18 protein-coding genes are annotated in these 21,232 nt (G+C 39.6%); 3 read left to right on the top strand and 15 right to left on the bottom strand.

Annotated elements, in window-relative coordinates; translation table 11 throughout:
- Positions 1-21: 21 nt before the first annotated feature.
- A complete protein-coding gene (locus R8N23_RS09790) occupies positions 22-591 on the top strand; it encodes an acyl-CoA thioesterase (protein ID WP_318171414.1) in 570 nt (189 codons plus the stop codon).
- Between the two features lie 272 nt (positions 592-863).
- On the opposite strand, the gene R8N23_RS09785 is transcribed toward R8N23_RS09790, so the two are convergent.
- The 6 genes from R8N23_RS09785 to R8N23_RS09760 all read right to left on the bottom strand — a co-directional run bounded on the left by R8N23_RS09785 (position 864) and on the right by R8N23_RS09760 (position 8,867).
- Positions 864-1,238, bottom strand: coding sequence for a hypothetical protein (locus tag R8N23_RS09785; protein WP_318171413.1), 375 nt, complete (start codon positions 1,236-1,238; stop codon positions 864-866).
- A gap of 260 nt (positions 1,239-1,498) precedes the next feature.
- Positions 1,499-2,368: a formyltetrahydrofolate deformylase gene (purU, locus tag R8N23_RS09780; protein ID WP_318171412.1), complete on the bottom strand. Its 870-nt coding sequence runs from the start codon at positions 2,366-2,368 to the stop codon at positions 1,499-1,501.
- Between the two features lie 115 nt (positions 2,369-2,483).
- A complete protein-coding gene (locus R8N23_RS09775; RefSeq protein WP_318171411.1) occupies positions 2,484-2,783 on the bottom strand; it encodes a hypothetical protein in 300 nt (99 codons plus the stop codon).
- Positions 2,784-2,835: 52 nt separating this feature from the next.
- Positions 2,836-6,963 (bottom strand): putative Ig domain-containing protein, encoded by a 4,128-nt coding sequence (locus R8N23_RS09770; protein WP_318171410.1) that lies wholly within the window; start codon positions 6,961-6,963, stop codon positions 2,836-2,838.
- A 26-nt stretch (positions 6,964-6,989) separates the two neighbouring features.
- Positions 6,990-8,183, bottom strand: coding sequence for a hypothetical protein (locus R8N23_RS09765; RefSeq protein ID WP_318171409.1), 1,194 nt, complete (start codon positions 8,181-8,183; stop codon positions 6,990-6,992).
- 141 nt (positions 8,184-8,324) lie between these two features.
- Positions 8,325-8,867, bottom strand: coding sequence for a helix-turn-helix domain-containing protein (locus R8N23_RS09760; RefSeq protein WP_318171408.1), 543 nt, complete (start codon positions 8,865-8,867; stop codon positions 8,325-8,327).
- 286 nt (positions 8,868-9,153) lie between these two features.
- Between R8N23_RS09760 and R8N23_RS09755 the strand changes: the two genes are divergently transcribed.
- Entirely contained in the window at positions 9,154-10,893 is a 1,740-nt protein-coding gene (locus R8N23_RS09755; protein WP_318171407.1) for a tetratricopeptide repeat protein, read from the top strand.
- A gap of 110 nt (positions 10,894-11,003) precedes the next feature.
- Here the strand turns inward: R8N23_RS09755 and R8N23_RS09750 are convergent, their stop codons facing one another.
- The 5 genes from R8N23_RS09750 to R8N23_RS09730 all read right to left on the bottom strand — a co-directional run bounded on the left by R8N23_RS09750 (position 11,004) and on the right by R8N23_RS09730 (position 16,531).
- Entirely contained in the window at positions 11,004-11,840 is an 837-nt protein-coding gene (locus tag R8N23_RS09750) for an energy transducer TonB (RefSeq protein ID WP_318171406.1), read from the bottom strand.
- A 117-nt stretch (positions 11,841-11,957) separates the two neighbouring features.
- A complete protein-coding gene (locus tag R8N23_RS09745) occupies positions 11,958-13,253 on the bottom strand; it encodes a hypothetical protein (RefSeq protein WP_318171405.1) in 1,296 nt (431 codons plus the stop codon).
- Entirely contained in the window at positions 13,250-13,729 is a 480-nt protein-coding gene (locus R8N23_RS09740) for a response regulator (RefSeq protein ID WP_318171404.1), read from the bottom strand. Before R8N23_RS09740 ends, R8N23_RS09745 begins: the two co-directional genes overlap by 4 nt.
- A 4-nt stretch (positions 13,730-13,733) precedes the next feature.
- Entirely contained in the window at positions 13,734-15,113 is a 1,380-nt protein-coding gene (locus R8N23_RS09735) for an ATP-binding protein (protein WP_318171403.1), read from the bottom strand.
- Positions 15,113-16,531 carry an SLC13 family permease gene (locus R8N23_RS09730; RefSeq protein ID WP_318171402.1) on the bottom strand — a complete coding sequence of 473 codons (1,419 nt, stop codon included), beginning with the start codon at positions 16,529-16,531 and terminating at the stop codon, positions 15,113-15,115. The genes R8N23_RS09735 and R8N23_RS09730 overlap by 1 nt, the downstream gene beginning before the upstream one ends.
- A 215-nt stretch (positions 16,532-16,746) precedes the next feature.
- Here R8N23_RS09730 and pckA point away from each other — a divergent pair, with 215 nt between their 5' ends.
- Positions 16,747-18,363, top strand: coding sequence for a phosphoenolpyruvate carboxykinase (ATP) (gene pckA / locus R8N23_RS09725; RefSeq protein WP_318171401.1), 1,617 nt, complete (start codon positions 16,747-16,749; stop codon positions 18,361-18,363).
- A gap of 141 nt (positions 18,364-18,504) precedes the next feature.
- On the opposite strand, the gene R8N23_RS09720 is transcribed toward pckA, so the two are convergent.
- The 4 genes from R8N23_RS09720 to R8N23_RS09705 all read right to left on the bottom strand — a co-directional run bounded on the left by R8N23_RS09720 (position 18,505) and on the right by R8N23_RS09705 (position 21,232).
- Positions 18,505-19,269 carry a universal stress protein gene (locus R8N23_RS09720; protein ID WP_318171400.1) on the bottom strand — a complete coding sequence of 255 codons (765 nt, stop codon included), beginning with the start codon at positions 19,267-19,269 and terminating at the stop codon, positions 18,505-18,507.
- Positions 19,270-19,379: 110 nt separating this feature from the next.
- Positions 19,380-19,970, bottom strand: a complete 591-nt coding sequence (locus R8N23_RS09715) for an aminotransferase class IV (RefSeq protein WP_318171399.1) — start codon at positions 19,968-19,970, stop codon at positions 19,380-19,382.
- Complete coding sequence (locus tag R8N23_RS09710) at positions 19,954-20,925, bottom strand: aminodeoxychorismate synthase component I (RefSeq protein WP_318171398.1); 972 nt, start codon at positions 20,923-20,925, stop codon at positions 19,954-19,956. Before R8N23_RS09710 ends, R8N23_RS09715 begins: the two co-directional genes overlap by 17 nt.
- A complete protein-coding gene (locus R8N23_RS09705; RefSeq protein ID WP_318171397.1) occupies positions 20,918-21,232 on the bottom strand; it encodes a DUF6787 family protein in 315 nt (104 codons plus the stop codon). Before R8N23_RS09705 ends, R8N23_RS09710 begins: the two co-directional genes overlap by 8 nt.

Genomic DNA, 21,232 nt, shown 5'->3' with positions numbered 1-21,232 from the left:
TTCTAATCCAATACCATACGTATGCATAGAGCTAAAGCAAAGTCCGTAAGCTATTCTAAAACCACCATTACCGAATTAATGATCCCTTCCTATGCCAATTTTGGAGGTAAGATTCATGGTGGTATACTATTGTCTTTGATTGACAAGGTAGCCTATGCCTGCGCGAGTAAACATGCCGCCAATTACTGTGTGACAGTATCTGTAGACAATGTAGATTTCTTAGAGCCCGTCGAAGTGGGTGATTTGGTTCATCTGAAAGCGTCGGTGGTCTACGTGGGAAATTCCTCTCTTGTAGTCGGTATCAATGTGATTGCTGAAAACGTAAAGGAAGGTACGCTGAAAAAAACCAACAACTCGTACGTGACCATGGTCGCCAAAGGGGAAGATGACAAACCAACGAAAGTACCAGAATTGATTTTGGAATCTCAAGAGGAAGTACGTCTATTCTTAGAAGCAGTGAAGCGAAAAGAATTGAAAAAGGACTATCGCCAGAAAGTTAAAGAAGTAACCAATATGCTGGCCGAAAATACACCTAAAGACTTATTAGAAGGAGAAAGATGTGTCTTGGATTTGAAGAAGTTTAGTCTTTAAATCTCGTAACCTCGTCATCGCCTGATGCCAAAAAGGCATTCAGGTGATCTGCTTCATAAAAGCAGCCTGCTATAGACCAACAGATTACCCAGACTATCGCTGGGCAATGACGTGGCGGAATCCATGCTCTGCCCCCCCTTGTTGGTGTTGTCTACCAACAAGCCTCCAGTTTTGTTTCTTACACGAATTACTCAGAGTTCTCTGAGGAGTAACTCTGAGGGGAGCAAAAGGAGAAAGATGTGTATTGAATTTGAAGAAATTCAGTTCGTAGCTTAAGCCAGTGCTTTCAGCTCTTCCATAGACCTGAGCATTCTTGATTTCACACCAAATACTTCCATCATTACTCTTGCAGCTCCGCGAATCAGGATACTCGGCGAAATGATGGTCACGTGATTAATCCTACTTTTATGCTTTTTCATAGCACCATACCAAATCGACCTAGCCGAAGGTTCGAATCCTGACATTTGGGTACAATCCCATATGAACTGGTAAGAAATGTCTTGATTAGAATCAAATAAACCAGACCAATATTTAGTAGCCTCCTCTGAGGCATCCTTTGTAAATTTCCCTTTAAAGGAAAAATAGATGCAATTCAGTCCAAATTCCGGCTCTAATCTAATATCAATTGCTGGATGAGTAAAAGTCATGTTAGGCAGTTAGGTTCAGTTAATCAAAAACAAGTCAGTTACAAATTAATGAAAATTATAACTTTTGTCAATTAGTCTTGAGTTACCGCCCGCCCTTGTTGTTGTTGTTGTTGTTGTTGTCCACCAACAAGCCTCCAGCGTTTGTTTCTTGCACGAATTACTCTGAGTTCTCTATCGAGTAACTCTGAGGGGAGTAAATAAATTTAGTTTATAATCTTAATAGGTCAGGGTTTAAACCCTGGCCTATTAAGATTATATTTTCAATCCTCTGTTTCTGGAAATACAATCGTTCGATTACCTGTAACAATTATTCGATGATCTAGGTGGTACTTCACTGCCTTACTCAATACCTTTCGTTCTATGTCTGAGCCTATTTGCGCCAAGCTAGCCGGTGTACTGGCATGCGATACTCGCTCCACATCTTGTTCTATGATTGGTCCTTCGTCCAAATCATCTGTAGCATAGTGGGCTGTAGCACCTATCATTTTCACCCCTCTTCCGTACGCTCTTCGGTATGGATTAGCTCCTTGAAAGGCCGGTAAAAAGGCATGATGGATGTTGATTATTTTTTCTTGATAGTGGTTGATAAACTCAGAAGATAGAATACGCATGAATCGAGCCATGACGATCAAGTCTACATCATGCTTGGCCAACAATTCCAAAATAACATTCTGCTGCTCCTGCCAGTTTTCGCCATTGATGGGTAAATAGTGAAAAGGGATACCAAACTGATCTGCTACATATTTGATCGACTCGTGGTTGGCGATGATCAAAGGAATGTGGCAATGCAACTTACCTTCCCCATGTTTTTCTAATATATCGAAAAGACAATGCGTTGTTTTGGATGCTAGAATGGCGACATTTTCCTTGTCTTCCGTGAAATGCACCCTCCACTTCAGATCCAGTGAATCTCCAATTTTGGCAAAGCGGCTTTTGAGCTCTTCACGACTATAAGTCAGGTCTTTGGCATCCAAACTCACCCGCATGAAATAGGCTTCCTGGATATTGTCAGTAAACTGCTGACAACTCAGAATATTAAAACCTTCTTCGTAAAAAAATGTAGTGACTTTCGAAATGATCCCTTTGCTGTCTTGGCATTGGATCAGAAAGGTGATTTTGTGATCTGACATAGTTTTCCCTTAATTTCTAATTGGGAATGTTGTCTTGTCAAAGATAGGGAGAATTTAAGGTTCAATATTCATTGTTCAAGATTATTCAAAAAGGGTTTTTAAATCTTGAACCTTTCTACTCCGCCACCTCTGCCCTTTGCGGTCTCAAAGCGTCACGTACCGTGATCATATCCTTCTCCTCTACAACCATAAAAGCAATGGAGTGCATCTCTGAAAAATCCTCGGTACCGACATCGCGAGTTTGTATATTTTCCCTTTCTGCAAACTCCTTCAAATGAATGGCATGATGTTCGGCTGTGCCTTTGGCATGCTGCCCATGCATATCCCAAATAAGCTTGATTTGTCTTTCCATAGACTGCAAAGATTGGCAAAAAAACGGTGTGTCAGATATTAAAAGTAAAAGAGTTATACGCAAGCGTATAACTCTTTAGTCCTTACTATTATATTTAATTGTTCTGAATTACAATCTATTGGAGTATGACCTTTTTTACTATGTTGTTGTGTTCAGTTTTTAAGTTTATAAAATAAATGCTTGGATTCAATTCTTCTAAATCAATCGCTAGATGGAAGATTCTATTGTTTTTAAAGACCTCCTCATACTTCATTAATCTACCAGAAATATTGAGCACCTGCACCTCTAGAGCCCCTCTGTACTCATTTTCTATCTCGATATTAATCACGCCTGTTGCTGGATTAGGGTAGATTACTGTTGCCAGATCCAGATCTTCGATATTTAAGATCGTTTCGTCATCCTCTTCATTTTCATCATCCCCTTCTTCCTCTTCACTTGAATCGGTGGTCTTATTCACTGTGACAGCTATTATTTCACTGTCCTCCAGCAGCCCATCACTTACACTAATAGTCACCTCATGTTGACCAACCTGAAGCGCTGTAGGTGTCCAATCAAAAGTACCAGAAGAAGGATCAACACTCATACCACTGGCTATTGAAGTGTCATCCAACGTAAATGTTAATGTTTGATTGGTATTGTCCGGATCACTGGCTTCAACAGCAAAAGTGAGTTGACTTTGCTCATCTATTACTTGATCTCCAACTTCATTTAATATTGGAGCCTCATTTACTTCCTTCACCGTAATATTGATTTTCTCCTGATCATTTCGTCCTTCTTGATCTGCTACCGATATTGTCACCTGATGGATACCATCATGGCTTTCAGCAGGTGTCCAACTAAATTCTCCAGTGGAACCGTCGATGGTCATACCTTTGTCTATAGAAGTTTGATCTAATGAAAAAACAGGAATTTGACTCTCATCCAACTCATTGTCATTTCTAACATCTGTCGTAAAATTTAATGGACTCAACTCATCGATTGACCGATCTCCAATAAAGCCCAGCTTAGGCATTACATTTAAATCTGGTTCAACTCCACTCAAAGCTGTACAATAATCTAACATGACTGTTTTGAAGTCTGTTTGTAAATTTGAGATCGAATAGTTTTGTCCGAAACTATCATGATCTCCAAAATCATAGGCATCAAAGGCTGCCGTCGCGTTCGCGAATTCCCTGCTTTCCGCAGTCAAAGCAAAATCGGTATAATTACCTTCTAATTCTTGATACGCAAACACTGTACTTCCGTCAAAATATTGACTCGAACTAGCTATTACTCTTTGCTGATTTCTACTTTTCAATGTAGTAAAAGTCATCGACCACACTTCGTATGAAACGTTGACCCAATTAGATAGTTCTTGAGCGAAATCAGCATTCTCAGCAACGGCATCAAAGTTTGTTTTCAACATACTTTGATCCAATAGATTCGTAATGTCAATCCCTCCTGGAAGCGCCCCTTGGTCAGCATCAAACTGTATCGTGTATCCCGAAGAGACTGCATTTCTGGCTGGGGAAATACCATCGGCTGTCTCTACATTGATAGAGATTTTAATCGCATCCGTGATTTTGCCTCCTATTCTATCGTTGAATGCAAAGTAGGGTTTCTCCTTGATTTTAAGATAGGCATAATATTTATCGCCATTTCGAGTCACAGCTACGGCAAATTGCGGTTGGTTGAGCATCGTAAATTTCCCAAGTGGGCTATTGTAAAGTGGTGCTGCACCTCTATTGTTCAAATACCACTCCGAGGCCTGATCCGCGTTGAGTCCTCCTGGTGTAGCCAGATATTCAGTCGCCATATTAACCCGAGTAGTCATCTCGCCAGTCAAAGCCAGATCTCCAAATACAACACTGGGCCGTGGTTCAGGCGCCGAAATAGAGAGTGCCTGGTCATCTTCCTTGACCTTGTCTTTGATGCTGTTGTAATAGATCTTTTTTGCTTGGGCCATTTTACGAGAAGGCAATATATCATCATTGCCTAGTGCGTCTATGCCCTCTACTAAATCATAGATGCCATTTCCTATTGTATTAACCGTCCGTGCAACTGCCATTCCTCCTTGTGGGCCTAAAAATACGCTGGCAATTCCTCCGGCGATCCCAGCTCCTATAGCTGTAGATCCTTTTGCTATAGTTTTCTTAGCAGCGGCTTCTTTTTCAGCATCATCCATATCTGCTTGTAAGGCGTACGACTCCGCTTCCAATTTGGCTTGTTGTTTTTCTGCTTCTGTAATATCTCGACCTACGACATGACCATCAAGTGTTGTTGAGAAATCCATCAGGTTAAATTGGTTTAATCGATTCATGGTAATATCACCTAAGGAATTGCTAGCCTCATCGTATGAAGTACCCATGACACCCAATAGGAAATTTTCATCTTGATCGACCCAATCATTGTACTCTGGTGTCCCTGCAGGAATTTCTCCTCCTTGTAAACGTCCAACTAAAGACAGCTCTCCTTTACTGATTCTATTGATGTTGATGATAATGCTAGATTCAAAGAAGCTGGTGCAAGGGTCATACTCCATGATAAAATCATAGAAGTACCACCTTCTTTCATCTGTACCGTAGAGTTTGGTCGTTTTGGTATAGGCTCCATACTGGATTTCATCGAAAGATTTGAATTGCTGCAAACTACCCCAAAGCAGTGGGTGATAGTCGTCTGGTTGTGGGTTATTGGGATACTTACCAGCTACTCCTAATTCTACTTGCAGCTGATTTGACTCACCCTCATTTTTTGCAAAAACAAAAACTCTCATCACCGCACTGACTCTGTCATACATGATCACATAGGGGTGATCTGGTGTGATATTTCTTGGTGTGCCGTCTGCATTGTATCCCAAATTAGCTTTCAATAATTCCCATCCATCGAGCGAAGAGTAGTCTTCACCTCCTTGATATTCGTTGTTATCACCAAATTTGGCGTTGATACTTGACATGTCCGACCTATAGGTGTAATAAGGGCTAAATACCTCTTCACCTTCTTGATTTCCTGCATGTCTGACCTTCCATCTGGATTCTTGCCAGTCAAAACTGTTGACCAACTGTTCTCCACTGTTGTAAGGCAAATAAGGATTGGTGGAAGAAAAATACTTCCCATTGATGCTACCATGATCGTTACTCGAATTAATCAGGCCATTGTCTAATGTGTACGCCATGTCTATACTCCCTTGGCTCAAACTGACCAAAACACGTGCACGTTGAGTGATCGATTGGTTCAAATATTGTTCAGCAGGTACTGCTGTGGTTAAAGAAGATATCCTATCGCCTTGTCTTGCAAAAAATGTATTTTGATCTCTAAACCCAAACTGAATCGGAATGTTTGCTTCGAAATCCGTATCCACTTCTTGGTCTATAGGGGCAGAATCTGGCAACTCTTGATCGCCTGAAAATACGAATAACACGATCTTTCCATCTTCAAACCGTATACCTACCTCTGGTCTGGCATATTCGTAGACTTCCGGTGTGAAAACTTGGTTCATATAGTTGACAAACCCAACAGTACCCGAACTACCGGGTGCTACAGTCAGTTGGAAATCATTTTCGCCAAAACCTCCTACATAAAATTGTGATGAGATGAAGTTGAGTTGCTCTCCTTCGCCACTCACTGCAATATTGGTTGACTCAGTACCTGGAGTAATTATACCATCACTTGATTTTTCATAAGACTTTTCAAATGGAAATCCTACATAAGTACCATTGGCAAAAGTAGCCTCATGAAAGTTGATCCTATGCGAACCTGCAAAAGACAATCCATAACATTCGCAATCTGCAACTCCTGCATAGCTGCTGATAGCACCTGTAATTATAGATCCTATGGCTTCAGGCGATGAGTCATCTAGCGGCAAAGTGCGCAATGGTCCAGCAGGGTCCATTCTGAGCATGAGCTGTGCAGATTCCAATCCAAAGTCTGTAGTTAATGACGCAGTACCATCCGACGTTAGGCTAAAAACAGAACTAGCTGTGGCTGCACTATGCAATTGAAAGGTTCTGGTCGTTATATTTTCAATGATCCAAAAATAGAAATGCTCATCAGCTTCATCGAATGCTTCAGTAGATAGTGTACCATCCGGCATTTCTTTTAGATAATCACCAGATGCTAATTCCAATGAGAAGATACCTTTGATCTGCTGGTCCATCGTCAAATCCCTAAACAGAACTGTCGAAATGTCTTGTGCATCTGCTCTATTGGGTAGTATCAAAGAAAAGACCCAAATCAAGAGCACACCTGTGCTATAAATAATTTTCATGGTAGTAAGGTTTATAGGACTACTAATTATTTATTCAACTGTGCCTTGAGTGCAGCATTTTCCTGCTGAAGCTGATCTAGTTTCTGATTCATTTCGATCAGGTGCAGGTAGATGGTTTCGATATTTTCTACTGATTTGATGACCACATCAGCCACGTCCAATCCATTGGCTACTACTTCAGCCTCTGCCGGCATATTGGGCAGATGCTTGTTGACTTGAATGTATTGATCGAGATTGTTGAGAGATAATTTCTTATAGCTACTGCTAAACACATAATCAGGAAAACTGGCTGTGGAGGTTACAAAAGAGGTGGCTTTAATTGTCCCATCTACTTCTAACTTTTGGGTAGGAGCTGCTACACCAATGCCCACATTGCCATCCGTGTGGATGCGCATGGTTTCTTCTTCAATGTTGTTGTAAAACACTATTTCGTCATCGTCAGATGCATCTACATCAGGTTTAAATTCAAGTGGTCCATGAGACATAATAGCCCCGTCATCTATTCTAAGGTTCCCGTAAAGATGTAGTCTTTCTTGCGGAGCGGTGATATTGAGACCTAAATTTCCACCTTGATTAAGTGCTTCAATGTTATGCGCTGAATTGTTTTGTAAAAAAAGAGTGCCTGCTGTTGCATCTATTTCGTTCCCATCGAGCAGCATACTATGCCCATCATTGCGGAGATTTAGTATAGCTTCAGTCCCATTATTATCCGGGCCAACCACTACCAACTTGCTCGGGTAATCATTGCTGGCCCCCATGACAATTGAACCAGATTCAGTTATTATCATATCACTTCCATCACCAGGCGCACCTTTAAAATTTAAGTCATTGGTACCTTGCAGAGTATTCAGATTAGTGATTTCTCCGTTTGAAACCATCGAAAAATTATTGATATATCCATTGACTGTTAAATTAGACTCAACTGTCATATCAAAAAGAACTTTAAAATCATTGTCTTGAAGAACAAGACCTTGCTTATCGTTGACATAAAAACCAATACCATTAGGTTGAGGAACCCCTAGCAGGCTTCCGGTATTAAGCATATACTCGCCTTCGGTTCCATTTATTTGTTTAAATATTTTGACCTTCTGGGCTCCTACTTCCAGAAAATCGTGATATTCAGGATCAACTTCAGATCCAAACTGGCTGAAAGCTGTTTGAAATGAAAGAAGTAGAATAAGAGTAGTAAGTCCCAGAGATTTATTAGAATTCGTTTTCATGATTGTACAGATTGATTAGTTTTTGATAGATGAACAAAACTACCTGGTACCTCGACTTCTCGATACTCGAAAAAGGTCAGATGATACGGTAGAAAGTTCAAAGTGATAATTGCAATTCTCTATTCAGAGAGTCATTAAAAATTATAAATGTGAAGAAGGCAACTGGCCGAATCGTTCATGATAAAGCTTAGAAAAATGAGAAGCATTATCAAAACCCACAGCATAGACTACTTCTTTAATAGTTGTGTATTGCTTAGTTAGCAAAAGCGTTCTTGCAGTTTGAAGCCTTATTTCTCGGATGAATTTGCCCGGACTCATTCCCATGATTTTTTTAAATGTTCGCTTCAGTGAACTGACACTCATGTTTTGAGAACAGGCGAGATCATCGATCGTGAATGAATTGTCATCCAAATGATCGAGTACTACTTTCTTCATCCTGTGGATTAGTCTGGCGTGATAACTAGCTTCAAGGGTTTTTATCGGATTTTCTTTACCCCGCAACTTATTCAAATGATTGTTATCTGAAGTGCTACAATTGTGAACAAAAAAAGAAGGCACAGTTATATTTAAGCTGTGAGATAAAGTGCTGTTGGTTTTATTTTCAACGACAGCTATCCGTGGTTTCGCTCTCCTTTGATTAGTGTATTCATAAGAGTAACATTCAGCGTTTCTAGATTCTTCCATTGGTATTTAGATTTTATTGGTCATGATTTGGTTCTCTTTTCCTACCGGACTAGAAATCATGAATTCAATTTATCTTCAGGAGGAAGAAATAGCGAGAATAGAGACAGGACAAAAAACCAGACAAAGGGATAAATACTGCCTTCTGAAGTAGCTGAGGCAATTTTTACAATTCTACAGTATTGGTAAATGCAATTTTTTTGTGTCAGATACCTCCATTCTAAAAAATTGTACTTAAGTCATATTATTTAGAAACTTAGAAGTATTTTAGCGCTTGTCACTCACAACTATGAATTCATTTTTGACCAGACAATCCATCCTCATTTTATCATTTCTATTTCTTTCGTCATTTGGTTTTTCTAATGCCACGAGTTATGAAATTGATAGTTTAAAAGAGCTGGTATATACTGAACAAGGCGGCCCTGCTACCCTCCTGAACTTATCTCAAGCCTACAGCACAACGGACCTGGATTCAGCCTTTCATTTTGCGGATCAATTAGAATCATGGTCAAATGAAAAAGAGGACAACTTTTGGTTGGCAAAAGCCAAGGCACAAAAGGCATCACTATACAGCCAGAAAAATATTTACGATTCGGCAGTGCTTTATGCAGAAGTAGCCCTCTCACTCTTTGATGAAACAGGAAATAAAGAAGCTTCTCTGTGGCCTTTGAAAATATTAGGGTCGGCATATCTCGACCTTGGGCAGCAAGAGAAAGCATTGGCAGAGCATTTAAAAGGATTGAAGATTGCAGAAGACACCAGCAATAAAATCGAGGCAGCCTCCTTTTTGAACGCCATTGGAAATTCCTACAGAAAGTATAAAGATAGTAAGTCAGCCATTGCCTACTTAGAAAGGGCCCTCGAACTAAGCAAAAGTATCGACTATGAAAATTCATTACCAAAACAAATATTTTCCAATCTGGCATTGGCCTATGACATGGCTGAGCAAAAGGAAAAATCGATTGATTTACTCAAAAGTGTTTTGAGTGATTTTGAATTAACTACTTATGATTCTTCTAAAATCTATACCAATATCGCCAGGTCCTACATCCGCATGCATCTTTATGATTCGGCCCTGAAATTTCTCGACTTAGGCATACCCCTGCGCGAAAGAATCGGTAGCCCCAACCACAATGCCTATGCCTATAAAGAATATGCCACACTTTATGCTGAAACCAATCAATTCGACAAATCAATAACGTATGGTGAGCAAGTGCGAGAAATCGGAGAAGAGCTAGAAAATTCGGGACACTTAGAAGATGCTTATCGCAATTTGAGAGAAGCCTATTATGGTGCAGGAGACTATAAGAAAAGCACGGAGTATGGAAAGAAGTACATCAAAGTGTTTTGGAAAAGATACAACAGTGAAAAGCGAAGAATTATCACGGAAATGGATACTAAATACCAGACCGTTCAGAAAGAAAATGAAATTGTGAAGTTGGAAGCTCAAAAAGCGATAGATGAAAAAACGAAGACTCAATTGGCAGGTATTATTGTTTTGATCGTGGTGATCGCCATATTCTTTTCATTACAATTCAAAAACTCCATAGAAAAGCAAAAGTCCGCTAAAAAGATGGCTGAGACACAGCTATCCTTGAATAAGAAAGAGCTTCAGGTTAAGGAGCAACAATTGTCGCATTTTGTTCAGGTCATTCAGGAAAAAAACCATATCGTCGAGCAACTGGAAAATCAAATTACGTTAAGTGCTGCATGTGAGAATGAAAAGTTGGCTACCATCGACAAACTCACCAAAACCATCATTTTGACTGAGGACGATTGGTTGGAATTCAAGGCCATTTTCGAAAATGTATATGATAACTTTTTCACTAAGGTCAAAAGTCTTCAACCAAGTATAACCAGTAGTGAAATGCGATTAACTGCGTTGATGAAGCTTAATTTGTCCACTAAAGAAATTTCTAATCTACTCGGCATATCTCCAGACAGCGTCACTAAGACGAAGTATAGAGTCAAGAAAAAGCTAGCACTCGAAGACACCAGAGAGCTTGAAGAGTTTGTCAGTACGATTTAGTGTAAAGGCTCTGTACTAAGCTCAAATTAATTGGTCAAAAAGGTCATTATCAATTCATTGGAATCCTAAGATAATGACCCTTTGTAGAACAGGTAGGAAACTAATTCATATCAAAATAGCTTGAACGTAATTGGGAGCACCATTCTCACGCTTACAGGTTTGCCCCGTTGCTTGCCCGGATTCCAATCTGGAGCCGCACTTACTATTCTTACTGCTTCTTCATCGCATCCACCTCCAATTCCTTTAACTGTTACAACATCACTAATTTGCCCCTTGCTATTCACTACAAATTGAACAAATACTCGCCCTTGAATTTTATCTTCTCTGGCTTTATTAGGATATCTAACATTTTCAGCCACATATTGATAGAAGGCCTTTACCCCACCTTTAGGTTCAGGTTTGTCCTCTACGATCATGAAAATTTCTTCCGCCTTTTCTTCCTCAATCACCATCTCAAATTCCACTTCCTCTACCGCCATGTCCTCAGTAATCTCAACATCCATATCCACTTCAATCTCTTCAAGAATCTCCTCATCAGGTACTTCCACAATTACGGGTTGCTGAATAACCTGCTGTGGCGGAGGTGGTGGTGGCTGAGTAGTCTGAGGAATGTCTTGAATTTCTTCCCAATCTGCATTATCCATGGTTAATTCTGTTATCACTGCATCGTCTACAAACTTCCATTCGAATGCTACGATGACCATAGTAAGTGCAAGTGCCAGCCCAATAAAAAAGAACATGGTACTCCGGTTATCCTGAGTTTCTCTTCTTTGTCTCTTCCAGGCCATGAGCTCATCATAATCTTGTTCTTTCAGAACAATGGTTTCATAAACTGGAGCTTCAGGTTCTATATCATAATGAACTTCCTTTTTCTCGCTTACAGGTCCCCTTTCTTTTCTATTTTTCCGGAGGCCATTTTTTCGGTTTTTTTCAAGTGTTGCTTCCATGACTATTTGCTCTAAAGGTTTTACTCTATCAAGTAAGTCATTAGTACGTGCAATTGAAATGACGGACACCCCATGTATGAGATGATATAAATCAGTGTTTAAAGCAATCTAAGAGCTTTAGAGCTTAAACTGATATTGGATAACATACATATTCTTTCTCTCAGAAACCGCATTCCCTTCACCCAATGAATATATTGGTCTATTCTGATAGCCAAAAGTAAGTTTAGACCGGTGGCCATTAAAAAGTAAATTGACCCCTGATTCAAATAGCCGCATAGGGTCTGTCAATGCATCGTAATTGGCATGCTGCATATTAAAATAAGGCTGTATGGCTCCCAATTTTTCTAACCTTCCAGAAAATGCTACACGGTATCCCAACTGTAGATAATATACTTGGCCCGTTCCTATGGCGGGGTATTTATTCCCTGCCCCATTGATGGTCGTGTTGTTGGTTTGAATCCCTGAATTATTTGTTCCTATCATTCGAATATATTCAGGACCAAAATCTGTATTGAAATATGCTGCATAAAGTGTGACTGATTGTGAATTCCGAGTATTCAGCGGTAAATCTGCAAACACGTCTATGGCCCACTGATTCATACGGTAATAGGTTGTGTCATTATTTATCATATTCCAGGTGGCCTTGTCCTGTACAAGAAATCCAAACCCAACATTCAGCACTTTTTTGGTACCATGATATGTACCTGGCATATAGGCACTAGTCATACCCTCTTTTTCCAGAAACTGATATTTGAAATATCCTGAATACTGCAGTTTAGGATCACCATTAGCGAATTTTGGGGTTGAGTCCAAAGGCAATGGCAAATGTGGTCGATCGGGTTTGGCTAAAACCAGTCGATAACCTAACTGACCAATGTCACCCTTGGCAAATACACTCAACTTTCGCAACAAATCATCTGTGATATTGATGGTGCTCAAGGCAAAAATGGGAATATCAACACCGAGCATAGCACTAGATGCTACACTAGCATATCTTGATGGGCCGGTATAGCCATTTTTGCCTCCTCCGATATAAAATCTATCTGATAGCCGGTAAACAGCCAACAGATCAAGCAACTTTAGCTGTGCATTGCTAGTGACATAGTTCATATTATTGAGGCCAATTTGTGTTTTCACATACAAGCGGTCTGTCAGATTTCCATGAAGCGCCATTCTAAATCTTCGGATGGATAAATCGGTAATACTACTCTCCGTGAGACCATCTATTTGAGATCCTGGATTGAGTTCGGTATGTCTAAGCCAAAGCTGAGCGGACATTGAAAGCTTAAGATTCCCAATAATCACTTTTTCATTTTTAGTCAGATTATTGACGGTATCCTTGGGGCTAGCTACAACGCCCTGATGACCAAAGTAAGAAATCAAAAAGCACCCTATGATTGCGTATAATTTCATCGTCCTTTCAATAGATCAAAAAGTGTCTGTTTGTGTAGAACGGGTGCAAATGGCTCATATGCCAAACCAGTTTCAACAATATATCTGGTAAGGAGAATACTTACCTTCTCCAGAAGCGTATCAGATTGCCATGGCTTTTCAATATAAAAGTCTATCTGAGCTTTATTAATGGCGTCAATCGTATCCGCATGAGTAGCTTGCCCGGTGAGCAACACTTTTTTAATACCTTCAAACCTACTGTCTGATTTCAGTTTTATAAAAAGCTCCACGCCAGTCATACCTGGCATCACATGATCTGAAACTACAACAGCTGTTTGTCCACCCTTGCGTTCTATTTCAGTAAGTAAGTCGTATGCCTCATTAGCCGTCTCGCATTCTTCTAAGGTCACATATTCTTCGAAATGTGATAACTGTTCGGAAATCGTGTTTAATACTTCTTTTTGATCTTCAACACAGATGATATAAAGCCTTTCCATCATTCTATTGTTTAGGTAATTGAATACTAAAAATGGTCCATTCATCTTGGCAAGTCAGTTGTATTTGACCTTCATAACTCGACAAGATCTTTTGTACAATGGACAAGCCTAAGCCAAGCCCAAAGGATAGACCACTAACTTTGGTGGTATAGCTCGGTTGGAAGATTTTACTCTGCTCAGACTCTTCTATCCCTCCTCCATTATCCTTAATGGACACATGAAGTAAACTTCCCTTTTTACTAGCCTCTATTATGATTTGTGGGCTTTGTGGTTGTTTTGTATTTAATACCTCTGCTGCATTCTTGATAAGGTTGACCCATACCTGAATAAAGTCTCCTTCTTTTCCATTAATCTTAATGTCTTCATGCACTTCAATGCTTGTTTCAATATGCTTCAGCTGATTGGTTAGAAGTGAATGCGCTTTTTCAATAGAAGAAAGCAAACTAAAATTCTGATGTTCCCTTCTGTTGGCAGCTCCCAATTCTTTGATAGACTGAACCACATGAGTAGTATGTGAAGCAGCAATATTGATGTCGTGCAAGGCCAAGCCAGCCTCCCAATAATTCCCTAATCTATCAATGATACCTGAATCAGCCTTCTGGTTAATCATCATTAATTCTTCATCGGTAAGGTTCATTTTTGCCAATTTCTTAGCTGCATTTTCCTGTACTCCGATCAGCTCTTTTATCTTTTCTTTTCTGGTACGAACCTCGACACTCGACTTTGTTTGTCCTTTTTCAAGAGATCTCAAAAAATAAGGATATAGTCCTTTGGAGTCTTTTTGCTCCATATAATCTTTCATGTGTTCGGTAATCCATTCTGCTTTGCTCTGAATGACACTGGCCGCATTATTCAACTCATGGGCAAGCCCGGCAGCCAATTGTCCCAGGGTAGCCATTTTCTCACTCTCCATTAGCTTCTTCAAAACGGATTCCTTCTCAGATACACTATTGATCATAAGCATCTGACGTAGATAAATCTCATTAACAATTACAGGGAGAATGTGTTCTAAAAACAGCCCATATTCCGGACTATTTTTTTCTGGTAGCTGATCCCGGCTTACATAAAGGACGACCGTATCTTCATCCGCTTTAACCGTGGTATAACTGCGATGATCATGGGAGAAAAAACTATACAACCCTACCATCATATTGGTGCCAGTAGAAAAAACTTTAAACTCCTCTCCTTCTTCAGGTTTGAAATACCCGGACGTACTTCCACTCTCCATGAAATACATCTTTTCATTTACTTCTTCTTGTCTAATGATTACCTCGCCCGTTTTCACTTTTATTCGTTGGTCCGGATAAACAAAGAATCGCTGTTTCAACCAATTCAAATCAGTCAGATCAGCCAGTGCTAATTTTTGTTTATGAAAGTCTATCATCACAAGAAGTTTACTGTTTTAAGAATGTATAGCAGCGCAAAAACCAACACTAAACCAACTCCCCCAACCAGTACTCCCACTCTTAGCATGTCTTTCGTTTCTATTATGCCCGTAGCATGTGCTAATGCATTGGGAGGTGTACTAATAGGTAATGCCATGCCCAGGGAAGCTGCTAGTGTGGTTCCCAGAATCAACATTTTAGACCCTCCTAAAGGCTCGAGGCTTAGTACTGTAGTCCCAATGGTCGCAATGATTGGAAGCAACAAATTGGCGGTAGCTGTGTTGGACATGAAATTAGCCATGAGCGCCGCCAAAAAAGCTGTCAGACCGATAATAACTAATGGAGAAAATACATCAAATGGTATGCTGGCCACTACATGTTCGGCCAGACCACTTTCGCCAAGCGCTAGCCCTAATGCTATACCACCTGAAACAAGCCATAAAACATCCCAATTGATTTTCTTAAGGTCTTCTTTCGTAATAATATTAAAAGACAGAAATACACCCACAGGAATCAGTGCCACCGTATATGAGTTCATTCCATGTACAAAATCAAATAGCCATAGTAGGATAGTCAGGCAAAAAGTAGCATAAACTACTAAAGCCTTTGGAGTCTTTGAAAATTCTCCCTGAATATCGAGCTTGATTTCCTTTGTACTAGAAGGGAATATTTTTAATAATAGTACCCAAGATATGGAGAGAAGGACGATCACAAAAGGCACGCCAAAGCTCATCCATTGTCCAAATCCGATATAATCCACTCCAGTTAGATATTTAAGAGCCAGAGCATTTGGTGGTGTGCCAATTGGCGTTCCTAGCCCGCCGATATTGGCAGCCAAAGGAATACACAATGCCAATGCAATTTTTCCTCGATCATTTTGATCAAAGCAAAAAAGCACTGGAGCGATGATGGAGAGCATCATAGCCGTGGTTGCCGTATTACTCATAAACATAGAAAAAAGGGCCGTGATGATCATCAAACCCATTATAATATAGGCCGGACGATTCCCGAATGGCTTCAGTAGCACCCTTGCCAAGTTTTGATCCAGGCGATATTTAGTCGAAGCCATGGCCAAAAAGAAACCTCCTAAAAACAATAGGATGATGGGTGAAGAAAAGGTACTCATGATTGCTTTGTAAGGAATAACTTCTCCAAACTCAGCCGTTCCTGATTGGACAATTAAAACATTAATACCAGAGCTAGAAATGGTAATCAACTCCAAAACAATTATTAGAATCGAAGTAGCATAAATAGGTATCGCTTCAGTAATCCAAAGCATAGCCGCTAAAAAAAATAAGGCAATCACCCTATGCTCAATTACAGTAAGATGATCAATTTGAAACCATTCTCGGGGTGTTGCAATTATCACAGCTGGCACTACCAGACTCGTGATAATTTTTAATCTGTTGTTAATCACTGTATTGGTGTTTGAGATTGAATTTCAAGGGTAAAACTAAATCTCATACCAGGTCAACAGAGTGACTAAAAGCACTATAAATACTGATTCTCGTCAGTTGTAATCAAATAAAAATACACTCCCTTTAATACAGCAAAACAACGCCCAAGACTGAGAAGACATCAATTGTAAGGATTGAAAATAATCTATTCAGTTACATTTCAAATTTCAATAAAATGAAAACAACCAATTTAAAATCCCTGATGGAAGACATGGTAGGTCTTGGACTTACTAATGTGAAAGGTGTGCTCTGGAATCTCGCTCCAGCCGAATTAATCACAGAAGCTCTAAAAAATGGTGAAGGTGTATTGTCTGATACTGGAGCCTTGATGGTAAATACAGGAAAGTTTACCGGTCGTTCTCCAAAAGATCGATATATCGTAAAAGACAGAATCACTGAAAATACAGTATGGTGGGGAGACATCAATATCTCATTTGACGAGGACAAATTTGATGCTCTATACAATAAAATGATCAAATCTCTGGGCGACAAAATTCTCTATGTAAGAGATGCATTTGCAGGAGCGGATGAGAAGTATAGGATGAAATTAAGAGTGATAGACACTCAGGCTTCTCATAATTTGTTTTGTTACAATATGTTTATCCAACCTCAAAATGAAGACTTATCAGACTTCCACCCTGAATTTACTGTGCTTGCGGTTCCAGAATTTTATGCGGATCCTGAAGTGGATGGTACACGTCAAAAAAACTTCGCCATCGTAAATTTCACTAAAAAAATCATTATTGTAGGTGGAACCGCTTATACAGGAGAAACTAAAAAAGGAATCTTCTCAGTTTTGAATTTTCTTCTACCAGAAAAAGAGCATGTGCTTTCTATGCACTGCAGCGCAAACATTGGAAAAGAGGAAAACGATAGTGCCGTATTTTTCGGCTTATCTGGCACAGGCAAAACCACTTTATCTGCTGATCCCAACAGGCTATTGATTGGCGATGACGAACACGGTTGGACAGATGATGGCATATTCAACTTCGAAGGAGGATGTTATGCGAAAACCATTGATTTAACACAGGAAAAAGAACCTGAAATCTGGGATGCTATTAAGTTTGGAGCTATTCTGGAAAACACTAAATTTTTCCCAGGGACTAATACGGTGAATTATGAAGACAGTAGCATCACGGAAAACACTCGCGTATCTTATCCATTGAAAAATGTGAAAAATGCCGTAACACCTTCTGTGGGAGGCATTCCAAAAAACATTTTCTTCTTGACTTGCGACGCCAACGGTGTACTGCCTCCTATATCTAAATTAACTGTCGGTCAGGCCATGTATCATTTCATCTCTGGCTATACAGCCAAAGTAGCTGGAACGGAAGCTGGAATAACCGAACCAGTCAGTGTATTCTCTGCTTGTTTTGGCGCACCGTTTATGCCACTTCATCCAACAAAATATGCTGAATTGCTTGGAGAGAAAATGGTGAAGCATGGTGTCAATATTTGGTTGATCAATACCGGCTGGTCTGGTGGCGCATATGGTACTGGCAACAGAATTAAATTGAAATATACCAGAGCTATGATTACGGCTGCATTGACTGGTGCGCTTGATGATGTTGAGTTCTTCAAACAACCTGTATTTGGATTACAGATACCTCTTCAAGTGCCGAACGTTCCAGATGAAATACTAGACCCTAGAATCACATGGAAAGATAAAAATGCATTTGATATTCAGACTGAAAAACTGGCCACTCAATTCAATGAAAACTTCGAAAAATTTGAAGAGTATGCCAATGAGGAAATCCTAGAAGGAGCACCAAAAGTGCAAGAGCTAGTATAGATATTCGGTAACCTGTTTTTTACAAAGGAAGCTTCCAAGTTGGAGGCTTCCTTTTTTGTGATTTTTTATCAATGTCCACATCAAGAGCATAAAAAAACCACTTTAGTTAAGTGGTTTTTTTATGCTCTTTTTTGATTTTAATCAATCCAATATGAGTAAAGGGATTTCGATTTGTTTTGCCAATGCTTTTGTCAATCGACCTTCTGAAGGAATAGATTTTTGTGCATGTGTTCTAGGCATAATGGCTAGCGCATCAATATTTTTTTCAGCCACATATTCCAATATTCCTTTTTCTATATCCTCATTCTTCGGAAAAGAATAATGATACTCCAAACTCTCTAAATAGTAGTCTAGTGTATCCTCCGTCTTCAAAGCATGAGCTCCTCCTTTTCCTTCTTTATCCACTTTAATCAAATGAACCTTAGCATTGAACCATTTGGCTATATCATGAAAGACTCGTAAATCTTTAGAACTATCAAACTCTTCCTCATCTAAAGTCAAGGCAATATTCTTCAATTTGAATCCTTCCACTTTTGCTGGAATAATTAGCAATGGACAATCTGCGCCTTGCAATAAGTCCACGGTAAAAGACTGATTTCCATTTTTGTTTTCGGCCATACCCATGATAACCAAGTCTATTTTCAACCTAGCCTGATCTTCAATCAATTGCTCAACAAAATTCCCTTTTTCCAGCACGATTTCGCAATCAATTTTATCTGGATCAAACATTCTTGTTTTTATGTCGAGCAATTTTTGCTCTTCTTGATCAGAGATTTGACTAGCCACATGATACAGGAAAAACTTAATTTTCTTATCTGTTTCCGCCATTCCTAAAACATACTTGACTGCATTCATTGCATTGTCAGAGAAGTCAATAGGAATAAGTACTCTATTTATGATATTCATAATATGATAAATTTAGATACAAGGGTTGTTGTTTCACCTGTAATATCTTCATTCCAATATTTGAATAATATGACGTACATCATACTTTGAGCTGATTAAAGGAGGAATTGCTACGAGATGTCAGTTGCAGCTATTTCAATCTCCTCCAAATCAATCATAGCGTTAATCATAGATATCTTTTCGTATTTATTGATATCTGATGTACGAATCTTCGTCGTTTGAATAAGTCTTTGATCTAATAAATATTGTCGTTGCACGCCGGCCAGTAGTGGCTCCTCAGGCGTCCACCACTCTTCCCCATCAAAAAAAGCCACATTGGCAAAGTAGCTATCGGAGATCAATCCGTCCTTTACAATTAGGACATCATCCTTTCCATTTCGTTGAGCATACAAATGATCTAAGGCCTTTCGGTCAGCATATTTAAATCGATAGTCCACGTCCCCTCCTTCCACTATTGCTAGTGAACTTATTTTGGGGGTTTGATAAGGTGTGAAATTGACTTCTACCTTTTCATTATCGTATTCCACTCTGCATTTAAACTTCCCTTTAGAGGGAATTTGCTTTATGACTCTATTGAGTCTGATTGGCTTGGCTAGCAGCCCATAATTGGTGAAGAAAGTTCGATTCACTCTGGCCTGATGCAATTCAAGCAACTGCAATTCACCATCTATACAACAAATGCTTTCAATGAACTGGGACATAAACTTTATCTATCATTTCTTGGTACTCGGCTTGGGCATCACTCAGAAAATGAATGCCTCCGCCACTTTTATAAATCAATTGCTCTCCTTGTTTTTCAATAAAACGAATCATCACGCCACTATCAAACTGTTTGCCATCAAAATACCCCACGATACCTGTGTAATAACCCCTATCGTATTTTTCTACCTTCTCTATAATATCCAGAGTTCGCTTCTTGGGCGCTCCACAAATCGAACCTGCAGGCAACAATGAATAGATAATGTCTCCTAATTCACTTTGATAGCCATCATCCAAATGGCCAGTGATTTTAGAACTCACTTGCAACAAATGTTTAGCACTGGTCCTGATTTCATCAATATATCTAAACTCCTCCACTACCACTTCTTTGGCAAATTTGCTCATATCGTTGCGGATGAGGTCGACGATAGTGGCATGCTCAGCCATCTCCTTTTCGCTAGATAAAATGATTTCTTCAGCATCAGGCAGGTCCGCATCTATGGTTCCTTTCATCGGAAAGGATGATATTTTACCCTCTTGTATTTTCACAAATATTTCAGGCGAAAAAACCACAAATTGATCTTTGAACCATAGTTTGTATTTGGCTTTGCTGGCATGAAATATCTCTTTTAAACTCGCCGAAGTTGAAATGGGTGTTGGCTGTGTCAGGTTGAGCAGATAGGTATTCCCTTTGGCTATTTCTGTATGTACCTTTTGATATTTCTCGCCAAATGCTTCGAATGAAAGCGGCGATCGTTCCAATGACACATCACTTTTCAGCTGAAAGGCTTCGTCAAAGTTCCTAATACCATTAATATCAAATAGTACATCTTCAGCCTTTATCTGATCTACAGAAATGACATGATTATTTTCACACTTGAAATCAGCAATCATTAAAAATGGCGTGCCAGCTGAGGCTAATGAATTGATTTGCTGAATGGCTGCTGATTTATTCACGCTCGATCTTGTGCTTTTGACGGGTCATCCGATACCACATCCTTTTTTCAAAGTCCCAAAAGAAGGCAAATTGTCCGAAAACAAAACCATAGATCAGAAGGATTATATTGTAGATAGGCAAGATGAAAATGTAATACAAAACCGTGAGCAAGGTTTGATTGTCCTGCGCCCCACCGATCCAGGCAACCACAGGACCTTTCAGAAACATCACCGTAAAACCCGTACAGGCAAAAGTGATCAAAACCAAGACGACTTGCCCCAGGGTATCTAATTTCCACTTGTTCTTTAGTCGGTGCAAAAAACTCAT

This window comes from Reichenbachiella sp. (assembly GCF_033344935.1).
GTDB lineage: Bacteria > Bacteroidota > Bacteroidia > Cytophagales > Cyclobacteriaceae > Reichenbachiella.
The sequence above is the reverse complement of the archived record's forward strand: the minus strand, read 5'-3'. Positions and strand labels throughout refer to the sequence as shown.

Excerpts from the sequence above, each read along its gene's own strand:
- R8N23_RS09785 (WP_318171413.1), bottom strand. The coding sequence starts at position 1,238 with ATGACTTTTACTCATCCAGCAATTGATATTAGATTAGAGCCGGAATTT.
- R8N23_RS09790 (WP_318171414.1), top strand. The coding sequence starts at position 22 with ATGCATAGAGCTAAAGCAAAGTCCGTAAGCTATTCTAAAACCACCATT.
- pckA (WP_318171401.1), top strand. The coding sequence starts at position 16,747 with ATGAAAACAACCAATTTAAAATCCCTGATGGAAGACATGGTAGGTCTT.
- purU (WP_318171412.1), bottom strand. The coding sequence starts at position 2,368 with ATGTCAGATCACAAAATCACCTTTCTGATCCAATGCCAAGACAGCAAA.
- R8N23_RS09720 (WP_318171400.1), bottom strand. The coding sequence starts at position 19,269 with ATGAATATCATAAATAGAGTACTTATTCCTATTGACTTCTCTGACAAT.
- R8N23_RS09765 (WP_318171409.1), bottom strand. The coding sequence starts at position 8,183 with ATGAAAACGAATTCTAATAAATCTCTGGGACTTACTACTCTTATTCTA.
- R8N23_RS09745 (WP_318171405.1), bottom strand. The coding sequence starts at position 13,253 with ATGAAATTATACGCAATCATAGGGTGCTTTTTGATTTCTTACTTTGGT.
- R8N23_RS09750 (WP_318171406.1), bottom strand. The coding sequence starts at position 11,840 with ATGGAAGCAACACTTGAAAAAAACCGAAAAAATGGCCTCCGGAAAAAT.
- R8N23_RS09705 (WP_318171397.1), bottom strand. The coding sequence starts at position 21,232 with ATGAGTTTTTTGCACCGACTAAAGAACAAGTGGAAATTAGATACCCTG.
- R8N23_RS09760 (WP_318171408.1), bottom strand. The coding sequence starts at position 8,867 with ATGGAAGAATCTAGAAACGCTGAATGTTACTCTTATGAATACACTAAT.
- R8N23_RS09715 (WP_318171399.1), bottom strand. The coding sequence starts at position 19,970 with ATGTCCCAGTTCATTGAAAGCATTTGTTGTATAGATGGTGAATTGCAG.
- R8N23_RS09770 (WP_318171410.1), bottom strand. The coding sequence starts at position 6,963 with ATGAAAATTATTTATAGCACAGGTGTGCTCTTGATTTGGGTCTTTTCT.
- R8N23_RS09755 (WP_318171407.1), top strand. The coding sequence starts at position 9,154 with ATGAATTCATTTTTGACCAGACAATCCATCCTCATTTTATCATTTCTA.
- R8N23_RS09735 (WP_318171403.1), bottom strand. The coding sequence starts at position 15,113 with ATGATAGACTTTCATAAACAAAAATTAGCACTGGCTGATCTGACTGAT.
- R8N23_RS09740 (WP_318171404.1), bottom strand. The coding sequence starts at position 13,729 with ATGGAAAGGCTTTATATCATCTGTGTTGAAGATCAAAAAGAAGTATTA.